Consider the following 20,920-nt stretch of genomic DNA (forward strand, 5'->3'; position numbering starts at 1 on the left):
AGGCTCCATGTCATGCCCCGGCTCCGACTCGCGATCGTCGTCACCGCGCTCGCCGCGATGGTGATCGTGCCAGGCATCGCGAGCCTGTCGGAGACGCCCACGTTCCTGGGCTGGCACATGTACTCGGGCTACCAGACGGGGCTCGTCTTCGAGGTCGAGCACGACGACGGTTCGACCGAGGCCGTGCCCATCGCCGAGATCGCCGCTGGCAACCGCATCGAGGTCGACTACGCCGAACCGGGGAGCCGGTTCCTCTGCGCCCGCGACGCGACGCTCGTGCGCGTGCGCGCCGTGCGGGAGCATCCGGCCCTCGACGAGGAGTTCGCATGCGCGGACTTCTGACCCGCACGGTGGACGCCAGGCCGCTCGCGCTCTCGCGCATCCTCATCGGCCTGGCGGCGCTCGGCGTCTCGTTCGAGTGGACCCTGCCGCTCCTCCGCGCGGCCGACGGCGAATATCTCGCCCTTCCGGTGATCCCCGGGGCGCCGGTGGTCGCCGCCCCGGTCGTCGTGTGGCTGTACCTCGTCGCGGTGCTCGGCGCCGTCGGCATGGTGCTCGGCGTGTTCGGCCCGGTCGCGCCGACGCTGGTCGCGGCATCCGGCGCCGTCGCCCTCCTCGCCGACCAGCAGGCCTACAGCAACCACGCGCTCCTGCTCGTGCTGCTGGCCGCACTGCTCGCTCCGAGCGGCGCGCACCGGGCGTTCTCCGTGCGCCGCCGTGGTCGCCCGCCCGCACAGGTGCCGTACTGGCCCGCGTTCCTCATCCGCGCGCTGCTCTCGTCGGTCTACCTCTGGACCGCCATCGCGAAGGTGAACCGCGACTACCTCGCCGGCGACGTGTTCGCGAACTTCGGCAACGGCCTCATGGACGCGCTCACGCCGGTGCTGCCGGTGCTCGCGATCGCGAGCATCGCCACCGAGCTCTTCCTCGGCATCGGGCTCTGGGTGCGCCCGCTGTTCCCGCTCGTGCTCCTCGCGGGCGCCGGCCTGCACGTCGGCATCCTCGCGACCCTGCAGGACCCGTTCCCGCTGGTGCTGTTCGCCCTGCTCATGGCGCCGGCCTACGTGCTCGCCGGCGCCGAGTGGCTCCGTGGCGGCGGGGCGCTCGCCGAGCGCACGCACGACGCCTGGCGCAGGTTCAGGCGACGGATGCGTCGCCGGCGGCCCGCACCGACGGCGTGACGCCCGCGTCGAGCGGCGCGACCGCTCCTGCGGCCTCCGACGCTGCGACGTCCGGCCCTGCGGCATCCGCCCCCGCGGAATCCGACCCTGCGATCTCCGGCCCCGCGGCATCCGCTCCCCGAATCGCCCCCGGCCCCGGCGGCAGGCGACGGATGCCCGTGACCAGCGCATGCTCGTCGACCGCGAGGCAGAGGCGGATCCACCCCTCGCCGGTGCGGCCGAACGCCGAGCCCGGTGCGATCGCGACGCGCTCCTGCAGCAGGAAGCGCTCGGCCCAGCCCGCCACGTCGCCGTCGGTCGCGTGCGAGACGTCGGCCCAGAGGTAGAACGCCCCGTTGGGGCGCAGGTAGCGGATGCCCCGGGCCTCGAGCTCCGTCGCGGCGACCTCGAAGTTCGCGCGGTAGTGCGCGCCGGCCGCCGCGACGTGGGACTGGTCGCCCTCGAGCGCGGCGAGGGCGGCGTACTGCGCCGGCATGCCGACGCATCCGATCGTCGCCTCCTGCATGGTGCGCATGGTGGCGGCGAGGCCCGGCGGCGTCACGAGTGAGCCGACGCGGATGCCCGTCATCGCGTAGGTCTTCGAGAACGAGTGCACCGTGAAGACGCGGTCGTCGGTGTCGAGGCTCGCGATGCTCACGTGCGGCTCGCCCCAGGTGAAGCGCTCGTAGACCTCGTCGGAGAGCACCCACAGGTCGTGCCGCTGCGCGAACGCGAGCAGTTCGGCGAGCACCTCGCGGCCGAAGACCGCGCCGAGCGGGTTCGACGGGGAGTTCACGATGAGCAGGCGCGTGCGCGGCGTGACCATGCGCTCGAGCTCGGCGATGTCGGGTGTGAATCCGCGCTCGGGCGAGAGCGGGTACGGCACCGGCACCGCGTCGAGCATGCGCGCGTTCATGGTGAACGTGGTGTAGCCGGGGTCGGGCACGAGCACCTCGTCGCCCGCGGCGAGGATGAGGTGCATCGCGAGGTTGAGCGCCTGCGTGCCGCCGATCGTGACCCACACCTGCTCGACCGACACGTGCACGTCGTTGTCGCGGGCGAGCTTGTCGACCAGCGCCCGGCGCAGCGGCAGGATGCCGCCGTTCGGCGAGTAGTCGGTGTCGTCGCGCTCCCACGCGGCACGCGCCGCGGCGGCGATGTGCGGCGCGACCGGCACGTCGGGCTCGCCGACGCCGAGCGAGACGATGCCGTCGAGCTCGGCCGCGATCTCGTAGATGCGGCGGATGCCGGATCCCGGCACGGCCGGGATATGGGGTGCGAGCGTTGCCATGACCGCAACCTAGACCCGGCCGGTTTCGGCCGCGTTGCCGGATGCTGCGAAGCAGCCCGCGTGCCCTCCGCCGGAGCTCGCGGGCGCCGCCCCGCTCAGGGCCACCACGGTGCGGTCCGATGGGCCACCCCGGTGCCGGCGGCGCGCCGTATCGGGTTGCATCGGGTGCACGTCCTCCTGCGCCTCATCGCACGCCACCACGCAACCGCAACCACGATGTCGGAGGACACCATGCTGCAGAACCTCAGTCACGCCGGTGCGAGCACCGCGGTGGAGGAGATCCTCTTCTCCACCCCGTTCGGGTACATGTTCCCGGAGCTCGCGTCGAACCCCGATCACTGCCTGCCCACCGGGCAGGACACCACCCGGGCGCTGCTCGCGCTCGGCACCGCGATGGCCACCGACGAGCTCACGACCGGGAGCCCGAGCGACACCGACACGTCGTCGTTCTTCACCTACTTCGGCCAGTTCATCGACCACGACCTGACCGCGCGCACCGACCGCGAGACCGAGACCTCGGAGATCTTCGCGCCCGACGGCGGTGCACTGCCGATCGTGCCGCGCGCGGCCGCCGAGGTCGCGGCGACGCTCCGCAACGGCCGTCGCCCGCAGTTCGACCTCGACAGCGTGTACGGCGACGGGCCCGCGATGCTGGTCGACGGGTCCGGCGCCGCGGGCCCCGGCGCCGACACGAACGCGCACGCGCTCTACGACAGCACGTTCCGGTTCCGGCTGCAGGACGTCGGGCCGACGGTCGACCTGCCCCGGCCCGATGGGCGCACGGCGCTCGTCGCCGACGCCCGCAACGACGAGAACGTCAACGTCAGCCAGCTCCACGCGGCGTTCCTCTCGCTGCACAACGCCGTCATGGACGGTCTGGCCGCCGAGGGCGTCACCGGGCCGACCGCCTACGCCCGAGCGCGCCAGTACGTGCGCTGGGTCTACCAGTACCTCGTGATCGAGGAGTACCTGAAGGCGGTCTGCCTCGAGCAGGTCGTCGAGGACTGCCTGCGCAACGGCCCGGTCTTCTACGGTCCGGTCGCGGGCGGCGAGCCGTTGTTCATGCCCCTCGAGTTCTCGGTCGCGGCGTTTCGCTTCGGGCACTCGATGATCCGGCCGAGCTATCGGATGCGGGGCGGGACGCTGACGATCATGGAGATCCTCGGCGTGAGCGCGGCGGACCGCCACGGCGGACCCGACCTGCTCCAGCCGGTGCCCGGCGCGAACCCCGCGCACGCGTTCCGGCTCGCGGTGCCGAACACCGTCGACTGGGGCCAGTTCTTCGGCACCAACGCACCGAACAAGGCGCGCCGCATCGACACGAGCATCGCCGGCGGGCTCGGGCAGCTCACGTTCGTCGCCGGGGGCCCGTCAGTCATGGCGCACCTCGCGCAGCGCAACCTGCTCCGCGGGTTCTCGCTGTCGATGCCGACCGGCCAGGCCGTCGCGCGCGCCTGCGGCGTGCAGCCGTTGACCCCGGTGGAGCTCACGTCCGGCGAGACGCCCGCGATCGTGGACGCGCTCGCCGCGGGGCTCACCGGGCGCACCCCGCTCTGGTACTACGTGCTGCGCGAGGCGGCCGTGCAGGCCAGCGGCGTCACGCTCGGGGTGGTCGGCAGCCGCATCGTCGCCGAGTGCCTGATCGGGCTGCTGCGGAAGGACCCGAACAGCGTGCTCAACCAGTACGGCATCGCACGCAACGTCACCAAGGAGGGCATCGTCGTGCCGACCGCAGGCGGGCGTCGCGCGATCGGGGGCGTGGAGGACTTCCTGCGGGTCGCGGGCGTGCACGTCGGGAAGCTGCCGGACGTCGTCGGCCCGATGGACCGCCTCACCGGTGGCGGTGCCGACGGGAACGGCGGCAACGGCAACGGTCGCGCCGCCGCGGGCGGCAAGCGCTCCCGCGGTCGCCGGAACGACTGAGCTCGGGGAGGGGCCCCGCCGTTCGGCCGGCGGGCCCTCAGGGTGGGGGCTGCCGCGTGCGGCCCCCACCGCCTCAGCGGAAGTTCACGAACTGCAGGTCGACGTCGAGGTCGGCGCCCTTCAGCAGCGCGATCGTCGCCTGCAGGTCGTCGCGGCTCTTCGACGAGACGCGCAGCTCGTCGCCCTGGATCTGCGACTTCACCGACTTCGGCGCCTCGTCGCGGATCAGCTTGCCGATCTTCTTCGCGTGCTCCTGGTCGATGCCCTGCTTGAGTGCCACCTCGAGTCGGTACTCCTTGCCCGACGCGTACGGCTCGCCGGCGTCGAGGCTCTTCAGTGAGATGCCCCGCTTGACGAACTTCGACTGCAGCACGTCGAGCACGGCCTTGACGCGCTCCTCCGAGTTCGCCTTCAGCAGCATCTTCTCGCCGGAAAACTCGACGGATGCCCCCACGCCGCGGAAGTCGTAGCGCTGGTCGATCTCCTTGCGGGCCTGGTTGACCGCGTTGTCGGCCTCCATCTTGTCGACCTTGCTGACCACGTCGAACGTCGAATCTGCCATGCCGCCAGTGTAGCCAGCGGGTGCGATCCTGATGGCAGGGCCGAGCACCGACCGAGGGCCATTCCCTCGCCTGAGGGCCAGATTTTCAGCCCTCAGACGAAGAACCGGCCCTCGAGCGCGAGCAGGCCCGGGTGCAGGGCGGGCGTCGCCACCCACGTGCGCAGCGCCTCCTGCACAGACGGCGAAGCGCGCCGATCGGGCGCACACGCGAGTCATGCGTTCGCGCGGGGACGTCATCCGCGAGGGTCGACGCATGGCGGATGCGGGAACGCGTGGCACCAACGGCTTCCCGGCCGACGGCGCAGGCATCGTGCTCGCACGTTCCATGCGCGCGGCGGGGCAGGAAGCAGCGCTGTACGCCGCCGTGCGGCGTGGCGACCTCGTCCGCGTCCGGCCAGGTGCCTACCGCGCACCTGCTCCCGCATCCGCGACCATGTCCGGTCCGGAACGCGACGCCCAACGCCACCTGTCGCTCGTCCACGCGGCCGCGGCGACGCTGCGCACTCCCGTCTTCACGGGGTACTCCGCGGTCGCGCTCCACGGGCTCCCCATCGTCGGGCGCTGGCCCGACGTGGTCGAGGTCGTCGTGGCGAGGCCGACCGGCAGTCGTCGACCGGGCATCCGCTACGTGGCGACGAAGACGCCCCCGTCGACCGTGACGCGGGGCGGTCTCAGCGTCGTTGCGCTCGACCACGCGCTCCTGCGGTTGGCCCGCACTGCACCCCTGATCGCTGCGCTCGCAGCGACGGATGCCGCGTTGTGGCGCCCGCGAGAGCACGGTGTCCAGCCGAAGACCACGATCGAGCACCTCCGCGCGATCCACCAGGCGATGCTGCCGTACCCGGGCAGCCGGCGCGTCGAGGCAGTGCTCTCGCGCGCGTCCGACGGAGCGGAGTCACCGCTCGAGACCGTGAGCCGGCTGGACTTCGAGGAGTTCGACCTCCCGCAACCCGAGCTGCAGCACCGCTTCGAGCTGGCCGAGCTCGGCCAGGACGCTGACGTGGACTTCTGGTGGCCCGCATACGGCGTCGCAGGCGAGGCGGACGGCGCCGGGAAGTACCGCCGCGAACCGGGCGTGGACGCCACGATCGAGACGGTGCTCGCCGAGAAGGCGCGGGAAGACGCGATTCGTCGCCGGGTGGACGCGTTCGTGCGCTGGACGTGGTCGGATGCGTGGTCGCGCGACCCGCTCCGCGCGAAGCTCGAGGAGGCCGGCCTGCCGTTCGTGCGCCGGTCGTCGCGGTTCATCCGGCTGCGGTGACGGCGTGCGCTCTCCGAGTGCCGAATCTTCGCCTGAGGGCCAGATCTTCAGCCCTCAGACGAAGAAATGGCCCTCAGACAAGGTTGGGACGAGCCGAACGCGCGCGCGCATGCCGCGGGCGAACGCATGCGGCGGGCGAACGCATGCCTCGGGCCCTCGGGGCAGCAGGGGCGAGCGGATGCCACGGAGTCGCCTCCGCGCTCAGCGCATCCACACCGTGGTCTCGCCCGGCACGACCGCGGCCTCGGGCAGCGGGCCGCTCGCGAGCAGCACCTCCGCGCCGGCGAGTTCCGCCGGCAACGACGCCGGCGAGGCGCCGAAGTTCGACACCACGGTCCACCCGTCCGGCCGCCGGAACGCGAGCACGTCGTCGCTCCCGCCCGGCACCCACTCCAGTTCCTCGGCACCCTGCAACTCGGCGCGCAGCGCGAGCGCGCGCCGGTAGAGCGAGAGCGTCGAGCCCGGGGCATCCGCCTGCGCATCGACCGCGAACGACCCGAACCACGCCGGCTGCGGCAGGTGCGACGCGGTCGAACCCTCGGGGCCGAATCCGAACGCACCTCCCGATGCGGTCCACGGCAGCGGCACGCGGCATCCGTCGCGCCCGACGTCGACGCCGGCGTTGCGGAAGAACGTCGGGTCCTGCCGGTCCTCGTCGGGGATCTCCGCGACCTCCGGCAGGCCGAGCTCCTCGCCCTGGTAGAGGTAGGCGCTCCCCGGCAGCGCGAGCAGGAACAGCGTCGCCGCGCGCGCTCGCCGCAGCCCGCGGCCGGCGTCGAGGGCCGCCGGATCCCCGCCCGCGAGCAGCCAGTCACGGGCGACCGCGCCCTCGCCCGTCGGGTCGTCGGGCAGGGCGTAGCGGGTCGGATGCCGCACCACGTCGTGGTTCGAGAGCACCCACGTGTTCGATGACCCGGTGCCGTGCGTCAGTTCGAGGTTGCGGGCCACGACGGCGCGGAACTCCGCGGCGTCGAAGTTCGCCCGCAGCAGGTCGAAGTTGAACGCCTGCCCCAGGCTCGTCGGCGCCGCGTAACGCGCACGGCGGTCGGGCTCGACCCACGCCTCGGCCACGGCCGTGCGCGGCGGGTCGTACTCGTCGAACACCGCCCGCCACTCGGCGTAGATCTCATCGAGCTCCTCGCGGTCCCAGAGCGGGTGCGACCCGTCGCCCGCCACGCTCGACGCCTCGAGCTCGGCGTGCGAGCGCAGCGGGTACGTGAGGTCCTTCGCCAGCGCATGGGCCACGTCGACGCGGAACCCGTCGACGCCGCGGTCGGCCCAGAAGCGCAGGGTGCGCAGGAAGTCGTCGCGCACCTCGCGGTTGGCCCAGTTCAGGTCGGGCTGCTCGCTGGCGAACAGGTGCAGGTAGAACTGGCCGTCGCCCACGGGCTCCCACGCCGACCCGCCGAACATCGAGCGCCAGTCGCTCGGTGGCTCGGAGGCATCCGCCCCCTCACCGTCGCGGAAGACGTAGCGGTCGCGGGCGGGCGAGCCGGGCGGCGACGCCAGCGCCTCGCGGAACCACTCGTGCCGGTTCGACGAGTGGTTGGGCACGATGTCGACGACGAGCCGGATGCCCGCGTCGTGGAGCGCCTGCGCCAGGTCATCGAAGTCGTCGAGGGTGCCGAGCCGGGGGTCGACGGCGCGGTAGTCGTCGACGTCGTACCCGCCGTCGGCGAGTGCGGACGGGTAGAAGGGCGAGAGCCAGACCGCGTCGACGCCGAGCTCGGCGAGGTACGGCACGCGCGAGACGATGCCCCGCAGGTCTCCGATGCCGTCGCCGTCGGAGTCGGCGAAGCTGCGCGGGTACACCTGGTAGACGACGGCCTGCCGCCACCAGTCGCGGTCGGGTGCGAGCACTTCGGTCTCCTTCACTTGATCGAGCCTCGGGTGACGCCGGAGATGACCCAGCGCTGCGAGAAGATGTAGACGATGAGCAGCGGCGCCATCGCCATGAGGTACGACGCGAACGCCACCGTGTAGTCGGTGTTGAACTGCCCCTGGAAGACGTACTGCGCGAGCGGCAGCGTGCGGGCCGCCGGGTCGGTGAGCACGACGAGCGGCATGATGAAGTCGTTCCACGCCCACACGCAGGTGAGGATGCCCACCGTCGCATTCATCGGCGTCAGCAGCGGGAAGATCACCTGCCAGAACACGCGCCAGGTTGACGCGCCGTCCACCCGGGCCGCCTCCTCGAGCTCGATCGGGATCGAGCGGATGTACGCCGTGTAGATGAACACGTTGAGCGACAGCCCGAAGATCGTGTAGAGCACGATCATGCCGACCTGGTTGTCGAGGCCGAGGACGGCGGTCTGCTTCACGAGCGGCAGCATGATGATCGGGAACGGGATGAACAGTGCTGCCAGCAGGTAGAAGAACACGCCCTTGAAGAAGGGCCGGTGGATGTTGCGGGCCAGCGCGTAGGCGACGATCGAGCTGGTCACCAGCGTGAAGGCGACCGAGCCGACCGTGATGAACGCGGTGTTCGCGAGCGCCTGCGGGAAGCTCGTGCGCTGCCAGGCCTCGGCGAAGTTCTCCCACCGGATCGGGTTCGGCCATTCGAAGCCGGTGCCGGCGACGAGCTGGTCGGGCGTCTTCAGCGCGACCACGACGGCGAGGTAGAGCGGCACGAGCACGGTGAGGGAGCAGACGGCGATGAGCGCGGTCGCCCACCAGTTGATGCGGCGCGTGTCGTCGTCGGACTCGCGGACACGACGGGTGCGGCGACGGCCGCCGCTGCCGTCGATGGGAAGGGCCTGTTCGGCCTGAGCGAGGTTGGTGGTTGCGGTGGTCATCAGAAATCGGCCTCTCTGCGCTGAAGGACCCGGAACTGGAAGAGGGAGACGAGCGTGATGACGATGAAGAAGATCACCGCGTTGGCCGTCTGGTAGGCGAACTCGCCGCCGGAGAAGCCGCCTCGGAAGATGAGGAGGGTCACCGACTCGGTGGACGTGCCGGGCCCGCCGTTCGTGAGTGCGACGATCGGGTCGAAGACCTGCAGGAAGCCCTTCAGGCTGAGCACGACGTTGATGGTGAAGAAGGCGCCGATCAGCGGGAAGGTGATCGACCGGAACTGGCGCCAGGCGCCGGCCCCGTCGAGCGACGCCGCCTCGTAGAGCTCGCTCGGAATGGTCTGCAGGCCCGACAGGTAGATGATGATCGCGAAGGCGCACGCCTGCCAGACCGCGAGCACCACGATCGCCGTCCACGCCCAGTCGGGGTTGGTGAGGATGTTGTCGCGGAACAGCGGGATGCCCGACAGGATCTTCGGCAGCGAGTTCGAGAAGAAGAACTGGAACACGTAGCCGATGACCAGGATCGCGAGGACGTAGGGCACGAAGAAGACGCCGCGGAAGGTGTTCCGCCCCACGATCTTCGCGTTCAGACCGAGCGCGATGGCGAGCGAGATGGCGTTCGTCAGCAGCGTGGCGACGATCGCGAACAGGAACGAGAATCCGTAGGCCTGCAGCGCGCGGTCGTCGCGGAACAGGTTCAGGTAGTTCGACACCCCGACGAAGTTCCATGCGCCGTATCCGGCGTAGTTCGTGAAGCTGAAGAAGATGCCGATGAGCACCGGCAGGGTGTGGAAGGCGGCGAAGGCGATCACGGCCGGCCAGACCATCCAGTAGTAGGCGGGCATGGCGCGCCGCCGCTCGGTTCGGGTGCGCGCGGCGCGGGTGCGGCGCTCGGCGGTCGTCGATGACCGCACGGCCTGGGTCAGGGTGGACATGGTCACTCTCCCGTCACGGGGATCGTGCGAGCGGCGACCTTCGCCCACTCGCGGTCGAGGGTGGCGAGCGCGGACGCCGCGTCGCCGGTGAAGAGGGCCTGCTGCACGGTGGCGTCCAGCGGGATGCCGGGCGGCACCTGGTGGTCGATGAAGCCGGTGATCCGGCCCTGCTCGAACCAGGGCGCGACCGACTGGATCGCGGCGGAGTCGCTGAGCTCTGCGCCCCCGACCGACGGCACCATGTTCTGCGATGCTGCGAACGCCTCGATCACGTCGGGCCGGAAGAGGTAGTCGATGAACCGCTGCGCCTCCGCCTGGTGCGGCCCGTCCTTGCCCATGGTCACGACGACGTCGACGCCGGAGACGAGCAGTCGATCGTCGGGGTCGTCGGTGCCCGGGTAGGGGAAGATGCCGAGGTTCACGTCGGGGTCGATGCCGAGGATCGGGTTGACGGCCCAGATGCCCTGCATGAGCATCGCCGCCTCGCCGTTCGCGAACGCGGCGTTGCCGTCGTCGTAGGTGCGGCCGCGGTAGCCCTCCTGGGCGTAGGAGTAGAGCTCGGCCTGCTGCTCCATGACCTCGGGGAAGTCCCGCTCGAAGGACACCGGGGAGTCCGGTCCGACGCTGGCGCCCTCCTCGCGCATCTGCGGGAAGAAGTCGTCCTGCGCGGGATACGCGCCGAGTGCGTTCCACGACGGCAGCACGGTCCACGAGTCGGCGAGGGTGCCGTAGAACGGCGTGATCCCGGCGTCCTGCAGCTGCTCGCACACCGCGATGAGCTCGTCGAACGTCTCGGGCACCTCGAGTCCCTGCGCGTCGAAGATGTCGCGGTTGTAGATGATGCCGTTGGCGTTGTTCACGTAGCCCAGGCCGTTGACCTCGTCGCCGAAGGTGCCCAGGTCGGCGAGGATCTGCTGCACGGCCGGGTTGATGGTCTCCAGCAGCGGGTCGTCCGTGAAGTCGTGGAACACGCCCGCCTGCGCGAGCCGGCCGAAGTTGCCGTTCGCGTTGAGGGTGATCACGTCGGGCGTGCGGTCCTTGACCAGGAGGGTGCGGATCAGCGTGTCGGCGTCCGCCACCTGGTTCTGCACGACGTCGATGTCGGGGTTCTCGGCCTCGAAGTCGGCGATGATCTGCTCGAAGTCGGCGAGCGCCTCGCCCTTGAACTGGAAGAAGTCGAGCTGGACGGGCTGGTCGCCGCCTGCGGGAGCGCAGCCCGAGAGCAGCAGCCCGGCGAGCGCGGCGGCCGAGGCGGTCGCGAGCGCGGCGCGCCGGCGTGCGCGCCTCCGCCGTCCCGGGGCGTGTCGGGTGGTCTGTTCGATCATGCTGCGCCTCCTCGCGCGTGCGGATGGTGGTGTGTCGGGGTCGCCGTCAGGCGGGCGCGAGTTCGAGCAGCACGAGCTGCTCCGGGTACAGCACCGGGGCCTGCAGGCCAACGGTGCCGAGGGCGGCACCGCTCATCACGAGCGGGTGCTCGGTCCAGGCCAGCGGCGACTGGCCGGGACCGTCGGCGACGCTGCCGCCGGCGATGCGCACGGCGAAGCGACGTTCGGGGTCGAGGCCGGGCAGGGTCAACCGTCCGGCCGGCAGGGTCACGCTCGTCGTGACCTGCGTGAAGGCGAAGAGGGCGGATGCCCCGTCGCGCGCCACGACCCCGCGCACGTCGGTCGAGGCATCCGCCGTGTCGCCGTGCACCAGCCGGCCGGTGTGGATGAGCTCGCGGTGGCGTGCGTGCAGGGCCACCCACGACGCGACGGCGTCGAGGCCGGCGTCGTCGAGTTCGGTGAGGTCCCACTCGATGCCGAGGTGTCCGAAGCAGGCCACGCCCGCGCTGAGGTCGAGGGACGCGTGGCGTCCGGTCGAGTGCACCCGAGGGCTCGTCAGGTGGGCGCCCATGAGCTCCGGCGCCACCAGCAGTCCCGTGTACTTCTGGATGCGCAGGCGCTCGATCGGGTCGAGCGTGTCGGAGGTCCAGATGCGGTCGGTGCGCTCGAGGATGCCGAGGTCGACCCGCGCGCCGCCCGACGCGCAGGACTCGATCTCGAGGCCCGGGTGGCGGCGCTTCAGCGCGTCGAGCAGTCGGTACAGCGCCGCGACGTTCTCGTGGACCCGTGCCCGACCGGTGTCGGAAGCCGCAGCCTCGAGCAGGTCGCGGTTGTGGTCCCACTTCAGGTAGGCGATGTCGTACTCGCCCAGCAGCGCGTCGAGCCGATCGAGCAGGTACTGCCATGCATCGGGGTGCGACAGGTCGAGCACCTGCTGCTGGCGGGCCGACACGGGGAACTCGTCTCGGGCGCGGAGGATCCAGTCTGGGTGCGCCCGTGCGAGGTCGCTGTCGAGGTTGACCATCTCGGGCTCCACCCAGAGGCCGAACTCCATGCCGAGTGCGTGCACGCGGTCGATGAGCGGCTGGAGCCCGTCGGGCCAGACGGTCCGGTCGACGGTCCAGTCGCCGAGCCCTGCCGTGTCGTCCCGGCGCCCACGGAACCAGCCGTCATCGAGCACGAAGCGCTCCACGCCGACGCGCGCGGCGCGCTCGGCGAGCGCGGCCAGCGTGTCGAGGTCGTGGTCGAAGTAGACGGCTTCCCAGGTGTTGAGGGTCACCGGCCGGGGGCGGCGCGGATGCTGCGGACGGGCGCGCAACTCGTCGTGGAAGCGCTGCGAGAGGGCGTTGAGCCCGTCGCCCCAGGCGCCGATCGCCCACGGCGTCGTGTAGCGCTCGCCCTCGGCCAGCTCGATCTCCCCGGGCGCGAGCAGCTCGCCCGCGGCGAGGAACGCGATCGCCTCGGGCGTGCGCTCGGCGAGCAGGCGGTGGTTCCCGCTCCAGGCCGTGTGCACGGCGTGCGCCCGGCCGCGCTCGAACCCGAAGCCGGCACGGCCGGCGGCGAGCAGGAGGCTCGCGTCGGAGCCGGGGCGTCCGCGGCGGCTCTCGCGCAGGTGGGTGCCGATCGTGAACGCGTGCCGCTGCGGCGATCGCTCGCGGAGGTGGCGGCCGGTCGTGTCGAGGAGCTCGTCGGCGTCGTGGGGGAGCGGGAACGTCGCCGCGAGGGCGGTGAGCGAGTACGGCTCCGGCGCGAGGTTCTCGAGCGTGATGCGCTGGCGGAGGAGCCCGGCGGCGGTCACGCGGAGCTCGATGGTCGCCGCGAGGCCGGCCGCGACGTCGACGCACTTCACGACGGCGTCGGGGCCGTCGACGTCGATGGCCTCCGCGACCAGCTTCGTCGAGACGAAGCGACCCGAGCGATGGCCGGCGAGGCCCGGTGTGCCGAGCCACCCCGACGACTCCTGGGGGAGCAGGGTGAGCGGTGCCGGGACGTCGAGGCCCCCCGAGACCCGCTGGGGCAGGGCGGCGGTGCACAGGGAGACCAGCTCGGTCGCGTCGACGTCACCGAGGTCGGCGCCCCAGTGCACGATCACGGGCAGGGCCGCACGCGTGACGTCGAGTACGACGCTGGTGCCGCCGTTGCGGAGGTGGATCGGCGCTGATCGGTGCATGGGTTATTTCTACGCCAGAAATAACCCAGTGTCAAGAGTTCAGCGAATCGCGGCCCAGGGCCACACGCGCGAGCGACTTCATGTCATGATGGAATCAACGGGAGGTGCAGCCGACGATGACGCAGCCGGAGCTCAGCGAGTCCGCCCACGACCTCGCCCGGCAGGTCCTCATCCACGGGCCGATCTCGCGCGGCGAGCTCGGTCGCCGGCTCGGCCTGTCGCCCGCGAGCCTCACGCGCCTCTCCAAGCCGTTCCTCGACCGGGGCCTGTTCGTCGAGGCGCCGGAGGTGGTGCAGGGCGCGACGGGCCGGCCGGCCAAGCCGCTCGACGTGCAGGTCGACGCCGCCCGCGTCATCGGCGTCAAGCTGAGCGGCGAGGCGGCGTACGGCGTGCTCACCGACCTGCGCGCGGGCGCCCTCGCGCAGGCCGTCCGTCCGTTCGGCACCCACGACGTGGGCGCCGTGGTCGACGCGGTCGTGCGCTTGGTCGCCGAACTGCGTCCGCCGGAGGGCGACGTCGCCGGGGTCGGCGTGAGCATCGGCGGCAACGTCGCCGGGCAGCGCACGGTCACCCGCGCGCCGTTCCTCGGCTGGCGCGACGTGCCGCTCGCCGACCTGCTCGAGGAGCGGCTCGGCGTCCCCGTCGACGTCGAGAACGACGTGACGGCTCTTACGACCGCCGAGCAGTGGTTCGGGCCGGCGCGCGCCGAGGACTCGTTCGCGGTGGTCACGATCGGCGCGGGCGTGGGCTACGGGCTGGTGATGCACGACCGCGTGATCACCACCCCCGACACCGGGCTCGGGCTCGGCGGGCACTTGCCGCTCGATCCCAGCGGGCCGCGCTGCATGGACGGGCATCCGGGCTGCTCGACCGCGATGCTGTCGATCCCGAGCATCCGCGCGCAGGTCGGCATCGCGCTGGGCCACGAGGTCGAGTACGACGAGGTGCTCGCGCTCGCGGCCGACGGGCAGCCGACGGCGCGCTCGGTGACGGATGCCGCGGGCCGCGCGCTCGGCCGCATGATGGGCCTCATCGCGAACCTCACGATGGTCGACACGATCGTGCTCTCGGGGGAGGGGGTGCGCCTCTGGGACGTGGCCGGCGACGCGGCTCGCGCGGTGCTCGCGGTGGACCGCGACCCCGAGGCGGCCCCGGTCGTCGTGCACGTCGACGCGACGGGCTTCGACTCATGGGCCCGCGGCGCGGCGGCGGTGGCGATCCAGGGCGGCCTGGCCCGCTTCCGGCTCGGCTCCTGATCGGCGACCGGCCCGAGTCATCCGCCCTGAGGGCCGGATCCTCGGCCGAGGGCGAGACCTTCAGCCCTCACGCGAGCAGATGGTCCTCGACCTGGATCGGGGCGGGCGGCTCAGGAGGTCGGCCGCGCGGTGCTCGAGCGCACGATGAGCTCGTACGGCAGCAGGGTGTCGGAGCGCGCCGGCGGGGCATCCGTCGGCTGCAGCTGCTCGAGCAGGATGTCGACCGCCCGCTCGCCCTGCTGGCGCGGGAACTGCGCGACCGTGGTGAGCCCGAAGAACTCCGCGAGGTCGTGGTCGTCGATGCCCGCGATCGACACGTCGCCCGGCACGTGCAGCCCGAGGTCGCGCGCGGCGAGGATGGAGCCCATCGCCATCTCGTCGGACGCCGCGAAGATCGCGGTCGGCCGGTCGCGCGGCACCCCGAGCAGCTGCTTCGCCGCGTGGTACCCGCCCTGGATGCTGAAGTCGGCCGGGGCGAACAGCGACGGGTCGACGGCGTAGCCCGCGTCGACGATCGCGGCCTCGTACCCGAGGCGGCGGTTGGTCGGCAGGTGGAAGTCGAGGTCGAACTCGTGCGTGCCGCCGATGTGCGCGATGCGGGTGTGGCCGAGGCCGAGCAGGTGCTCGGTGGCCAGGCGCGAGATCGCCACGTCGTCGACGGTGAGCGTGCGCACGCCCGGGATGGGGCCGCCGACGCCGACCAGCGGCTTGTCGAGCGACTGCAGCCGGGCCACCTCCGCCTCGGTGAGCTCGAGGGAGACGGCGATGACGGCGTCGACGCGCTGGCGCAGCAGGAAGTGCTCGAACACGCTCGCACGCTCGGCGCCCTCGCCCGACAGGTTGTAGAGCGTGAGGTCGTAGCCGTTGCGCAGCAGCGCGTGCTGCGCGCCCTCGAGCACCGACGAGAAGAACCACCGGTTGAGGAACGGGATCACCACGCCGATGTTGCGCATGCGGCCGGATGCCAGGCTGGACGCGTTCGACGACACGACGTAGCCGAGCTCCGCTGCGGCCGCCTCGACGCGCTCCTTGGTGGCGGCCGACACGGGTCCGCGCCCGCTGAGGGCGCGCGACACGGTCGCGGTCGAGACGCCCGCGAGCTTCGCGACCTCCTCGATCCCGGCCATGGCCCCTCCTGACGGCGACAGATGCGGCGAAGCGGGCGTCTCCCCGGTCGCGCAGCACCACGGCAATCCTATCGACGCCGCGCTCGCGCGACCGACGCGCCGGCCCGGGGCATCCGCCCGCTCGGGCCTGCCCGATGTGCCCATTTCGGGGTGCAGGGCGTTGCGCGTTGCCGATGGGGGAGGCGGTGGGGTAGACAGTACGCAGTCGGGGCCTGCCCACCGGGGGCGGCTGGGCCCACCGCCGTACTCGAAGGGAACACGTGTGAAGTGGGTCAAGCGCATCGTCGTCACGCTGGTGGTGGTCTTCGCTCTGTTCTACCTCGTGAGCAGGCCGGAGGATGCCGCAGCGGCGGTGCAGGGCGCGTTCGACGCGGTCTGGGGCGCGGTCGAGTCGGTGGGGACCTTCTTCACGTCGCTGGTCGACTGAGGCGGGCCGGCTGAGCCCATGGAGCCGTTCGAGCTCGACCCGAAGGTCGAACGCCACCTGATCTCCGACGAGGGCGAGATCGTCATCGACGAGGTGCGCAAGCACTGGGCGGCGTTCCTCGGGCCCTCGATCGAGGTCGTCGCGAGCCTGCTCATCCTGATCCTGCTGATCTGGACGCCGCGTCCGATCGACTGGCTGATCTCGCTCATCAGCGCCGGCCTGCTCATCCACGGCATCTGGCGCGCGGCGGCCGTGCACATGGACCGGTTCGTCATCAGCAACATGCGCGTGTTCCGCGTGCACGGCATCTTCACGCGCAACATCGCGACCATGCCGATCCAGCGAATCCTCGACATCTCGGTGCACAAGCCGTTCATCGGCCGCATCATGGGCTACGGCCACTTCATCTTCGAGTCGGCGGCGCAGGACCAGGGCCTGCGCGAGATCCGCTTCGTCGGCCACCCCGACGAGCGCGGGCTGACGATCCAGCGCGTCATCGCGCGGTCGGGCCTGCGCGGTCGGCCCACGCAGTGGAACACCTGAGCGGCACGTCGCGCGCGGGCGCGGTTCGCCCGGGGGAGGTCGGCCCAGGCGCATCCGCCTCCGATTTCACGCATCGCCACGCGCCGAGTATGCTTGTCTGGCCCCGGTCGCATGCTGATGAGGCTGGGCGCACTGGCGAGTTACCCTAGCGGCCAAAGGGATCTGACTGTAAATCAGACGGCTCAGCCTTCGGGGGTTCGAATCCCTCACTCGCCACCATGCGGATTTCCGCTCACATCAGCACGGATGCCCCTCCCGACTCGCGTCGCGGAGGGGTTCGCCGTTTCCGCCGCTAGCGTTGCCTCCATGGCCTCACACATCGAACTGCTCGAGATCGCCGCGACCGTGGCGCGGCGCGCGGGCGCATTCGCCGTCGACCGCCGCAGCCACGGGGTGAGCGTCGCAGAGACCAAGTCGTCGCCCATCGACATCGTCACGCAGGTCGACCGCGACACCGAGACGTTCATCCGCAGCGCGCTCGCCGAGTACCGTCCGGCCGACGGGTTCTTCGGCGAGGAGGGCGACGCGGACGCCGGGAGCTCCGGCCTCACGTGGGTCGTGGACCCGATCGACGGCACGGTGAACTTCCTCTACGACATCCCGGCGTGGGCGGTGAGCGTCGCCGTGGTCGAGGGCGACGTCGACCCCGCGACCTGGAACGTGCTCGCCGGTGCCGTCATGAACCCGGTGACGGGGGAGGTCTACACCGCCGCCGCGGGGGAGGGCGCCTGGCTGGGCGACCGGCCCCTGCGCGTGAACGACGGCGTGCGGCTCGATCGCGCCCTGGTCGCGACGGGATTCTCGTACCTGCGCGAGCGGAAGGAGCGCCAGGGGCGCGTCGTCGCCGGGTTGGTGCCGCGCATCCGCGACCTGCGGCGCATCGGCTCGGCGGCGCTGGACCTGTCGACCGTGGGCTCGGGCCGGCTGGACGCGTTCTACGAGGCGGGCCTCAACCCGTGGGACCACGCAGCGGGCGGGCTCGTCGCCCGCGAGGCGGGCGCTCGGATGGGCGGGCTCGGCGGTGCGCCGGCCGGCGCCGACATGCTGATCGCGGCGCCGCCGTCGTTGTTCGACGACCTCGCGCGAGCGATCGACGAGCTCTGGGAGGCCTGATCGCGACCGCGCCGGGCGAGCCCGGCGGCGACCCGGCGCCGCTGTTCGACACCTGACCTGGCTCCGGATCCCCGATTCCGTCGAATGTCCGCATTAAGGGGGACGGAATCGCTCCACACGCATGGAATCCGCGACCGATTCCGGTTACCCTTTACCAACCCGTTATTTTGGCGCAGGCCAGAATGAGCACCTCCCCATTGACCTGACCCGACGCCGAAAGGCACACGTGCCCGAGTCCCCCCTCGTGCCGGACGGTCCTGAGACCGGCACCACCCACGCTGCGCAGCGCGAGCGACCGCTGACGCGTCGGGAGATCCGGGAGCAGCAGCGTCTCGAGCGCGAGGCGGCCGAGGCAGCGGCGTACGGGTACGGCACGCCCGCGCTCGATCCGTCGCGACCCGCGGCGGGCGACGAGGCGCCGGTCATCCGGGCCACCGGACGTGGCTGGAGCCTCGGCGACCCCGAGCCCGTTGCGCCGGCCCCGACGCAGCCCTCCCCGGCATCGCAGGCGCCGGCACCCGCGCCGGAACCGCGCCCCTCGTGGAGTGCACCCGCGCAGGATGCGCCTGTGCCTGAGCAGCGCTCCACGTGGAGTGCGCCCGAGCAGGGTACGCAGGCCCCCGAGCAGCGCCCCACGTGGGCGGCGCCCGCACAGGATGCGCCTGCGCCTGAGCAGCGCCCCACGTGGGCCGACTCCGCGCCGGACGCGTCCGCAGTCGAGCAGCCGCTGCGGCGTCGTCGCGACGCCCGGCCGCCGGCCGCCGATGCGGAGCCCGTCGTCGGGCCCGTGTCGCCGGCCCCGCTCGCGTTCGACCCGTCGGCCTCGTTCGACCCGTCCCCCTCGTTCGACCCGTCGGCCGCCGCATGGCCGGGGGCGCCAGCAGCCGCCGACCCGGCTCCCGCGACGGGCGGTCGTCGTGCGCGCCGCGCGGCGGAGGAGGCAGCTCCGGCGCCACAGGAGGAGCCGTTCGCCGCGTCGCCTCGTCGAGAGCGGCGGGCCGCAGAGCCGCGATGGTCCGAGGCGCCGGCCGTCGAGGCGCCGGCCGTCGAGGCGCCGGGCGCCGCGTGGAGCCTGGGCGCCACCGAACCGCGGTCCACCGAACCGCGGTCCACCGAGCCGCGGTCCACCGAGCCGCGGGCCGCCGAACCGCGGGCCGCCGAACTGCCCGCTACCGAACCATCGGCCGCCGCCCCGCATCCGACCGATGCGTTCCCGCAGACATCGGCGCCCGCCGCATTCGACCCCGCCGCCACGGCCCCCGGTGCTGCCGCGGGTGCCGCTGCCGCCGCCGGCGCGTCCCTCTTCGGTGACCTGGTCTTCGACGCCGCGCCGGTTCCCGAGCGCCCGTCGCGCACGGGCGGCCTGGGTGGACTCTGGTCGCGGCTCCGCGGCCGCGGGGCAGGCGCCGAGGACACGCGTGGATCGCGACCGGCCCGCCGCGGCGCCGCGGCCTCCGGCACGAACGAGTTCGGCGCTGACGACTTCGGCGCTGACGATTTCGAGACCGACCTGTTCGGCAGCGACGCGTCCGGCACCGTGTCGTTCGACGCCGCCCCCGATGCGGACGATCTCACCGCCCAGTGGTTCGGAGCCGATGGGTTCGAAGCCGATGGGTTCGGGGCCGATGAGGATGCGTCGGCACACGACGTGGCCGCCTCCGACACCCCGCGCTTCGACGCGCCCGCGCATGACGCACCGCGCTTCGGCGAGCCCGCCGGTGCGTCGGCGCTGGATGCGCTCCCGGCCGCCGCCACGCGCACCGACGTCACGCGCACCGACGTCACTGGCACCGACGTCACTGCCACCGACATCGCCGGCACCGACATCGCCGACCCGTTCGGCCTCGACGTCTTCGACGCCGACGATGCCCCCGACGAGCACGCCTTCGCGCGGAACGCCACCGACGACGCGCACGATGGCGCGACCGAAGATGCGACCGACGACGCGGTCGACGCGCTCGGAGCAGTCTTCGCGTTCGAGTCCCTCGACGCCCCGGGGCCCGCCGATCGCCGGTACGGCGCGTCGGACTCCGGCTCGGGCGACGCGCCCGTCGCATCCGTGCTCGGCTTCGACTTCGGGCCGGATGCGTCGGCCGTCGCCGTGCCCTCGGCCACCGCGCGCTCGACCCGTGGCGCGGGCCGGTCGTCGACCGCGTCGGCCGCCCGGGCAGGCGCGGCGCGCAGCACCCGCGGACCCGCGGCCGGCACGCGTCCCGCGGCGAAGGCGCCCCGCGACGTGCGTCGTGCCGCCCGTCGCCGCGCGGCGACGGCGAGGGGGCTCTCGGTCGTCGCGATGGGCTTCGTCGCGATGATCACGGTCGCCACCTCGCTACCCGCCGACTCGCTGCTCAGCGCCGAGGAGGTCGCTGCGGCGCAGGTCGCGATCCAGCACGAGGCCGCACTCGAGCCGCAGGTCGTGGAGATGACCGGCGAGGGCGACGCCACCGACTTCACGGTCGACACCGAGAACTACCAGGTCGCGACGATCGCCGAGTACGCGGCTGCCTCGGGCATCCGGGTCGAGAACACCTTCACGAACAACCCGTTCGGCACGATCCAGTGGCCGTTCCCGGTGGGCGTGCACATCGGCAGCTTCTACGGCTACCGCACCTGCGCGGGCTGCACGGCGAACCACCACGGCATCGACTTCAATCCCGGCTACGGCGCCGAGATCCAGGCGATCGCCGACGGCACCGTGAGCGTCGCCCAGAACGGCGGCGGCTCGCTCGGCGTCGTCATGATGATCGACCACGTCATCGACGGGCAGGTCGTCACGAGCGTCTACGCGCACATGAAGTACGACTCGATGCGCTTCCAGGTCGGCGACACGGTCAAGGTGGGCGACATCGTCGGCAACGTCGGCTCGACCGGCCTGTCGACCGGTCCGCACCTGCATTTCGAGATCCGCATCGGCGGCGTCGAGGGCTACTGGGTCGATCCGCTGCAGTGGCTCTACGACAACACCGACTGAGCATCGACCGCAGCCGTTCCGCGGTCGCGCCGGTCGCATCCGCCGGCACGAGAAACGCCCG

At 72.1% G+C, this 20,920-nt stretch carries 17 protein-coding genes and 1 tRNA gene; 10 read left to right on the top strand and 8 right to left on the bottom strand.

The window, feature by feature from the left end:
• Positions 1–12 precede the first annotated feature (12 nt).
• Positions 13–342 carry a hypothetical protein gene (locus ABZK10_RS07205; RefSeq protein WP_353808496.1) on the top strand — a complete coding sequence of 110 codons (330 nt, stop codon included), beginning with the start codon at positions 13–15 and terminating at the stop codon, positions 340–342.
• Complete coding sequence (locus tag ABZK10_RS07210) at positions 327–1,181, top strand: HTTM domain-containing protein (RefSeq protein WP_353808497.1); 855 nt, start codon at positions 327–329, stop codon at positions 1,179–1,181. The genes ABZK10_RS07205 and ABZK10_RS07210 overlap by 16 nt, the downstream gene beginning before the upstream one ends.
• On the opposite strand, the gene ABZK10_RS07215 is transcribed toward ABZK10_RS07210, so the two are convergent.
• A complete protein-coding gene (locus ABZK10_RS07215) occupies positions 1,138–2,451 on the bottom strand; it encodes a pyridoxal phosphate-dependent aminotransferase (RefSeq protein WP_353808498.1) in 1,314 nt (437 codons plus the stop codon). The two genes, ABZK10_RS07210 and ABZK10_RS07215, sit on opposite strands and share 44 nt — an antisense overlap.
• Positions 2,452–2,682: 231 nt before the next feature.
• On the opposite strand from ABZK10_RS07215, the gene ABZK10_RS07220 reads away from it, so the two are divergent.
• On the top strand, positions 2,683–4,374 hold the full coding sequence (locus ABZK10_RS07220; protein ID WP_353808499.1) for a peroxidase family protein: 1,692 nt from the start codon (positions 2,683–2,685) through the stop codon (positions 4,372–4,374).
• Between the two features lie 73 nt (positions 4,375–4,447).
• Here ABZK10_RS07220 and ABZK10_RS07225 read toward each other — a convergent pair whose 3' ends face one another.
• Positions 4,448–4,936, bottom strand: a complete 489-nt coding sequence (locus ABZK10_RS07225) for a YajQ family cyclic di-GMP-binding protein (RefSeq protein ID WP_353808500.1) — start codon at positions 4,934–4,936, stop codon at positions 4,448–4,450.
• A 253-nt stretch (positions 4,937–5,189) separates the two neighbouring features.
• Here ABZK10_RS07225 and ABZK10_RS07230 point away from each other — a divergent pair, with 253 nt between their 5' ends.
• A complete protein-coding gene (locus tag ABZK10_RS07230) occupies positions 5,190–6,197 on the top strand; it encodes a hypothetical protein (RefSeq protein ID WP_353808501.1) in 1,008 nt (335 codons plus the stop codon).
• Positions 6,198–6,398: 201 nt separating this feature from the next.
• Here the strand turns inward: ABZK10_RS07230 and ABZK10_RS07235 are convergent, their stop codons facing one another.
• The 5 genes from ABZK10_RS07235 to ABZK10_RS07255 are packed head-to-tail and all read right to left on the bottom strand — an operon-like array spanning position 6,399 to position 13,422.
• Entirely contained in the window at positions 6,399–8,072 is a 1,674-nt protein-coding gene (locus tag ABZK10_RS07235; protein ID WP_353808502.1) for a glycoside hydrolase family 13 protein, read from the bottom strand.
• Positions 8,069–8,992, bottom strand: coding sequence for a carbohydrate ABC transporter permease (locus ABZK10_RS07240; protein ID WP_353808503.1), 924 nt, complete (start codon positions 8,990–8,992; stop codon positions 8,069–8,071). The genes ABZK10_RS07235 and ABZK10_RS07240 overlap by 4 nt, the downstream gene beginning before the upstream one ends.
• Positions 8,992–9,927, bottom strand: a complete 936-nt coding sequence (locus ABZK10_RS07245) for a carbohydrate ABC transporter permease (RefSeq protein WP_353808504.1) — start codon at positions 9,925–9,927, stop codon at positions 8,992–8,994. Before ABZK10_RS07245 ends, ABZK10_RS07240 begins: the two co-directional genes overlap by 1 nt.
• Positions 9,928–9,929: 2 nt before the next feature.
• On the bottom strand, positions 9,930–11,252 hold the full coding sequence (locus tag ABZK10_RS07250; protein WP_353808505.1) for an ABC transporter substrate-binding protein: 1,323 nt from the start codon (positions 11,250–11,252) through the stop codon (positions 9,930–9,932).
• A 46-nt stretch (positions 11,253–11,298) separates the two neighbouring features.
• Entirely contained in the window at positions 11,299–13,422 is a 2,124-nt protein-coding gene (locus tag ABZK10_RS07255; RefSeq protein ID WP_353808506.1) for an alpha-galactosidase, read from the bottom strand.
• Positions 13,423–13,538: 116 nt separating this feature from the next.
• Here ABZK10_RS07255 and ABZK10_RS07260 point away from each other — a divergent pair, with 116 nt between their 5' ends.
• A complete protein-coding gene (locus tag ABZK10_RS07260; RefSeq protein ID WP_353808507.1) occupies positions 13,539–14,678 on the top strand; it encodes an ROK family protein in 1,140 nt (379 codons plus the stop codon).
• Positions 14,679–14,788: 110 nt separating this feature from the next.
• Here the strand turns inward: ABZK10_RS07260 and ABZK10_RS07265 are convergent, their stop codons facing one another.
• Positions 14,789–15,805: a LacI family DNA-binding transcriptional regulator gene (locus tag ABZK10_RS07265; protein WP_353808508.1), complete on the bottom strand. Its 1,017-nt coding sequence runs from the start codon at positions 15,803–15,805 to the stop codon at positions 14,789–14,791.
• Positions 15,806–16,067: 262 nt separating this feature from the next.
• Between ABZK10_RS07265 and ABZK10_RS07270 the strand changes: the two genes are divergently transcribed.
• From ABZK10_RS07270 to ABZK10_RS07290, 5 genes are all read left to right on the top strand, one after another.
• Positions 16,068–16,232 carry a hypothetical protein gene (locus ABZK10_RS07270; protein ID WP_353808509.1) on the top strand — a complete coding sequence of 55 codons (165 nt, stop codon included), beginning with the start codon at positions 16,068–16,070 and terminating at the stop codon, positions 16,230–16,232.
• 18 nt (positions 16,233–16,250) lie between these two features.
• Positions 16,251–16,775, top strand: a complete 525-nt coding sequence (locus ABZK10_RS07275) for a PH domain-containing protein (RefSeq protein WP_353808510.1) — start codon at positions 16,251–16,253, stop codon at positions 16,773–16,775.
• Between the two features lie 134 nt (positions 16,776–16,909).
• A tRNA-Tyr gene (locus ABZK10_RS07280) sits at positions 16,910–16,994 on the top strand.
• Between the two features lie 87 nt (positions 16,995–17,081).
• Positions 17,082–17,888 carry an inositol monophosphatase family protein gene (locus ABZK10_RS07285; protein WP_353808511.1) on the top strand — a complete coding sequence of 269 codons (807 nt, stop codon included), beginning with the start codon at positions 17,082–17,084 and terminating at the stop codon, positions 17,886–17,888.
• A gap of 226 nt (positions 17,889–18,114) precedes the next feature.
• On the top strand, positions 18,115–20,859 hold the full coding sequence (locus tag ABZK10_RS07290) for a peptidoglycan DD-metalloendopeptidase family protein (protein ID WP_353808512.1): 2,745 nt from the start codon (positions 18,115–18,117) through the stop codon (positions 20,857–20,859).
• Positions 20,860–20,920 lie beyond the last annotated feature (61 nt).

It is taken from the genome of Agromyces sp. SYSU T00194, from assembly GCF_040496035.1.
Taxonomy (GTDB): domain Bacteria; phylum Actinomycetota; class Actinomycetes; order Actinomycetales; family Microbacteriaceae; genus Agromyces; species Agromyces chitinivorans.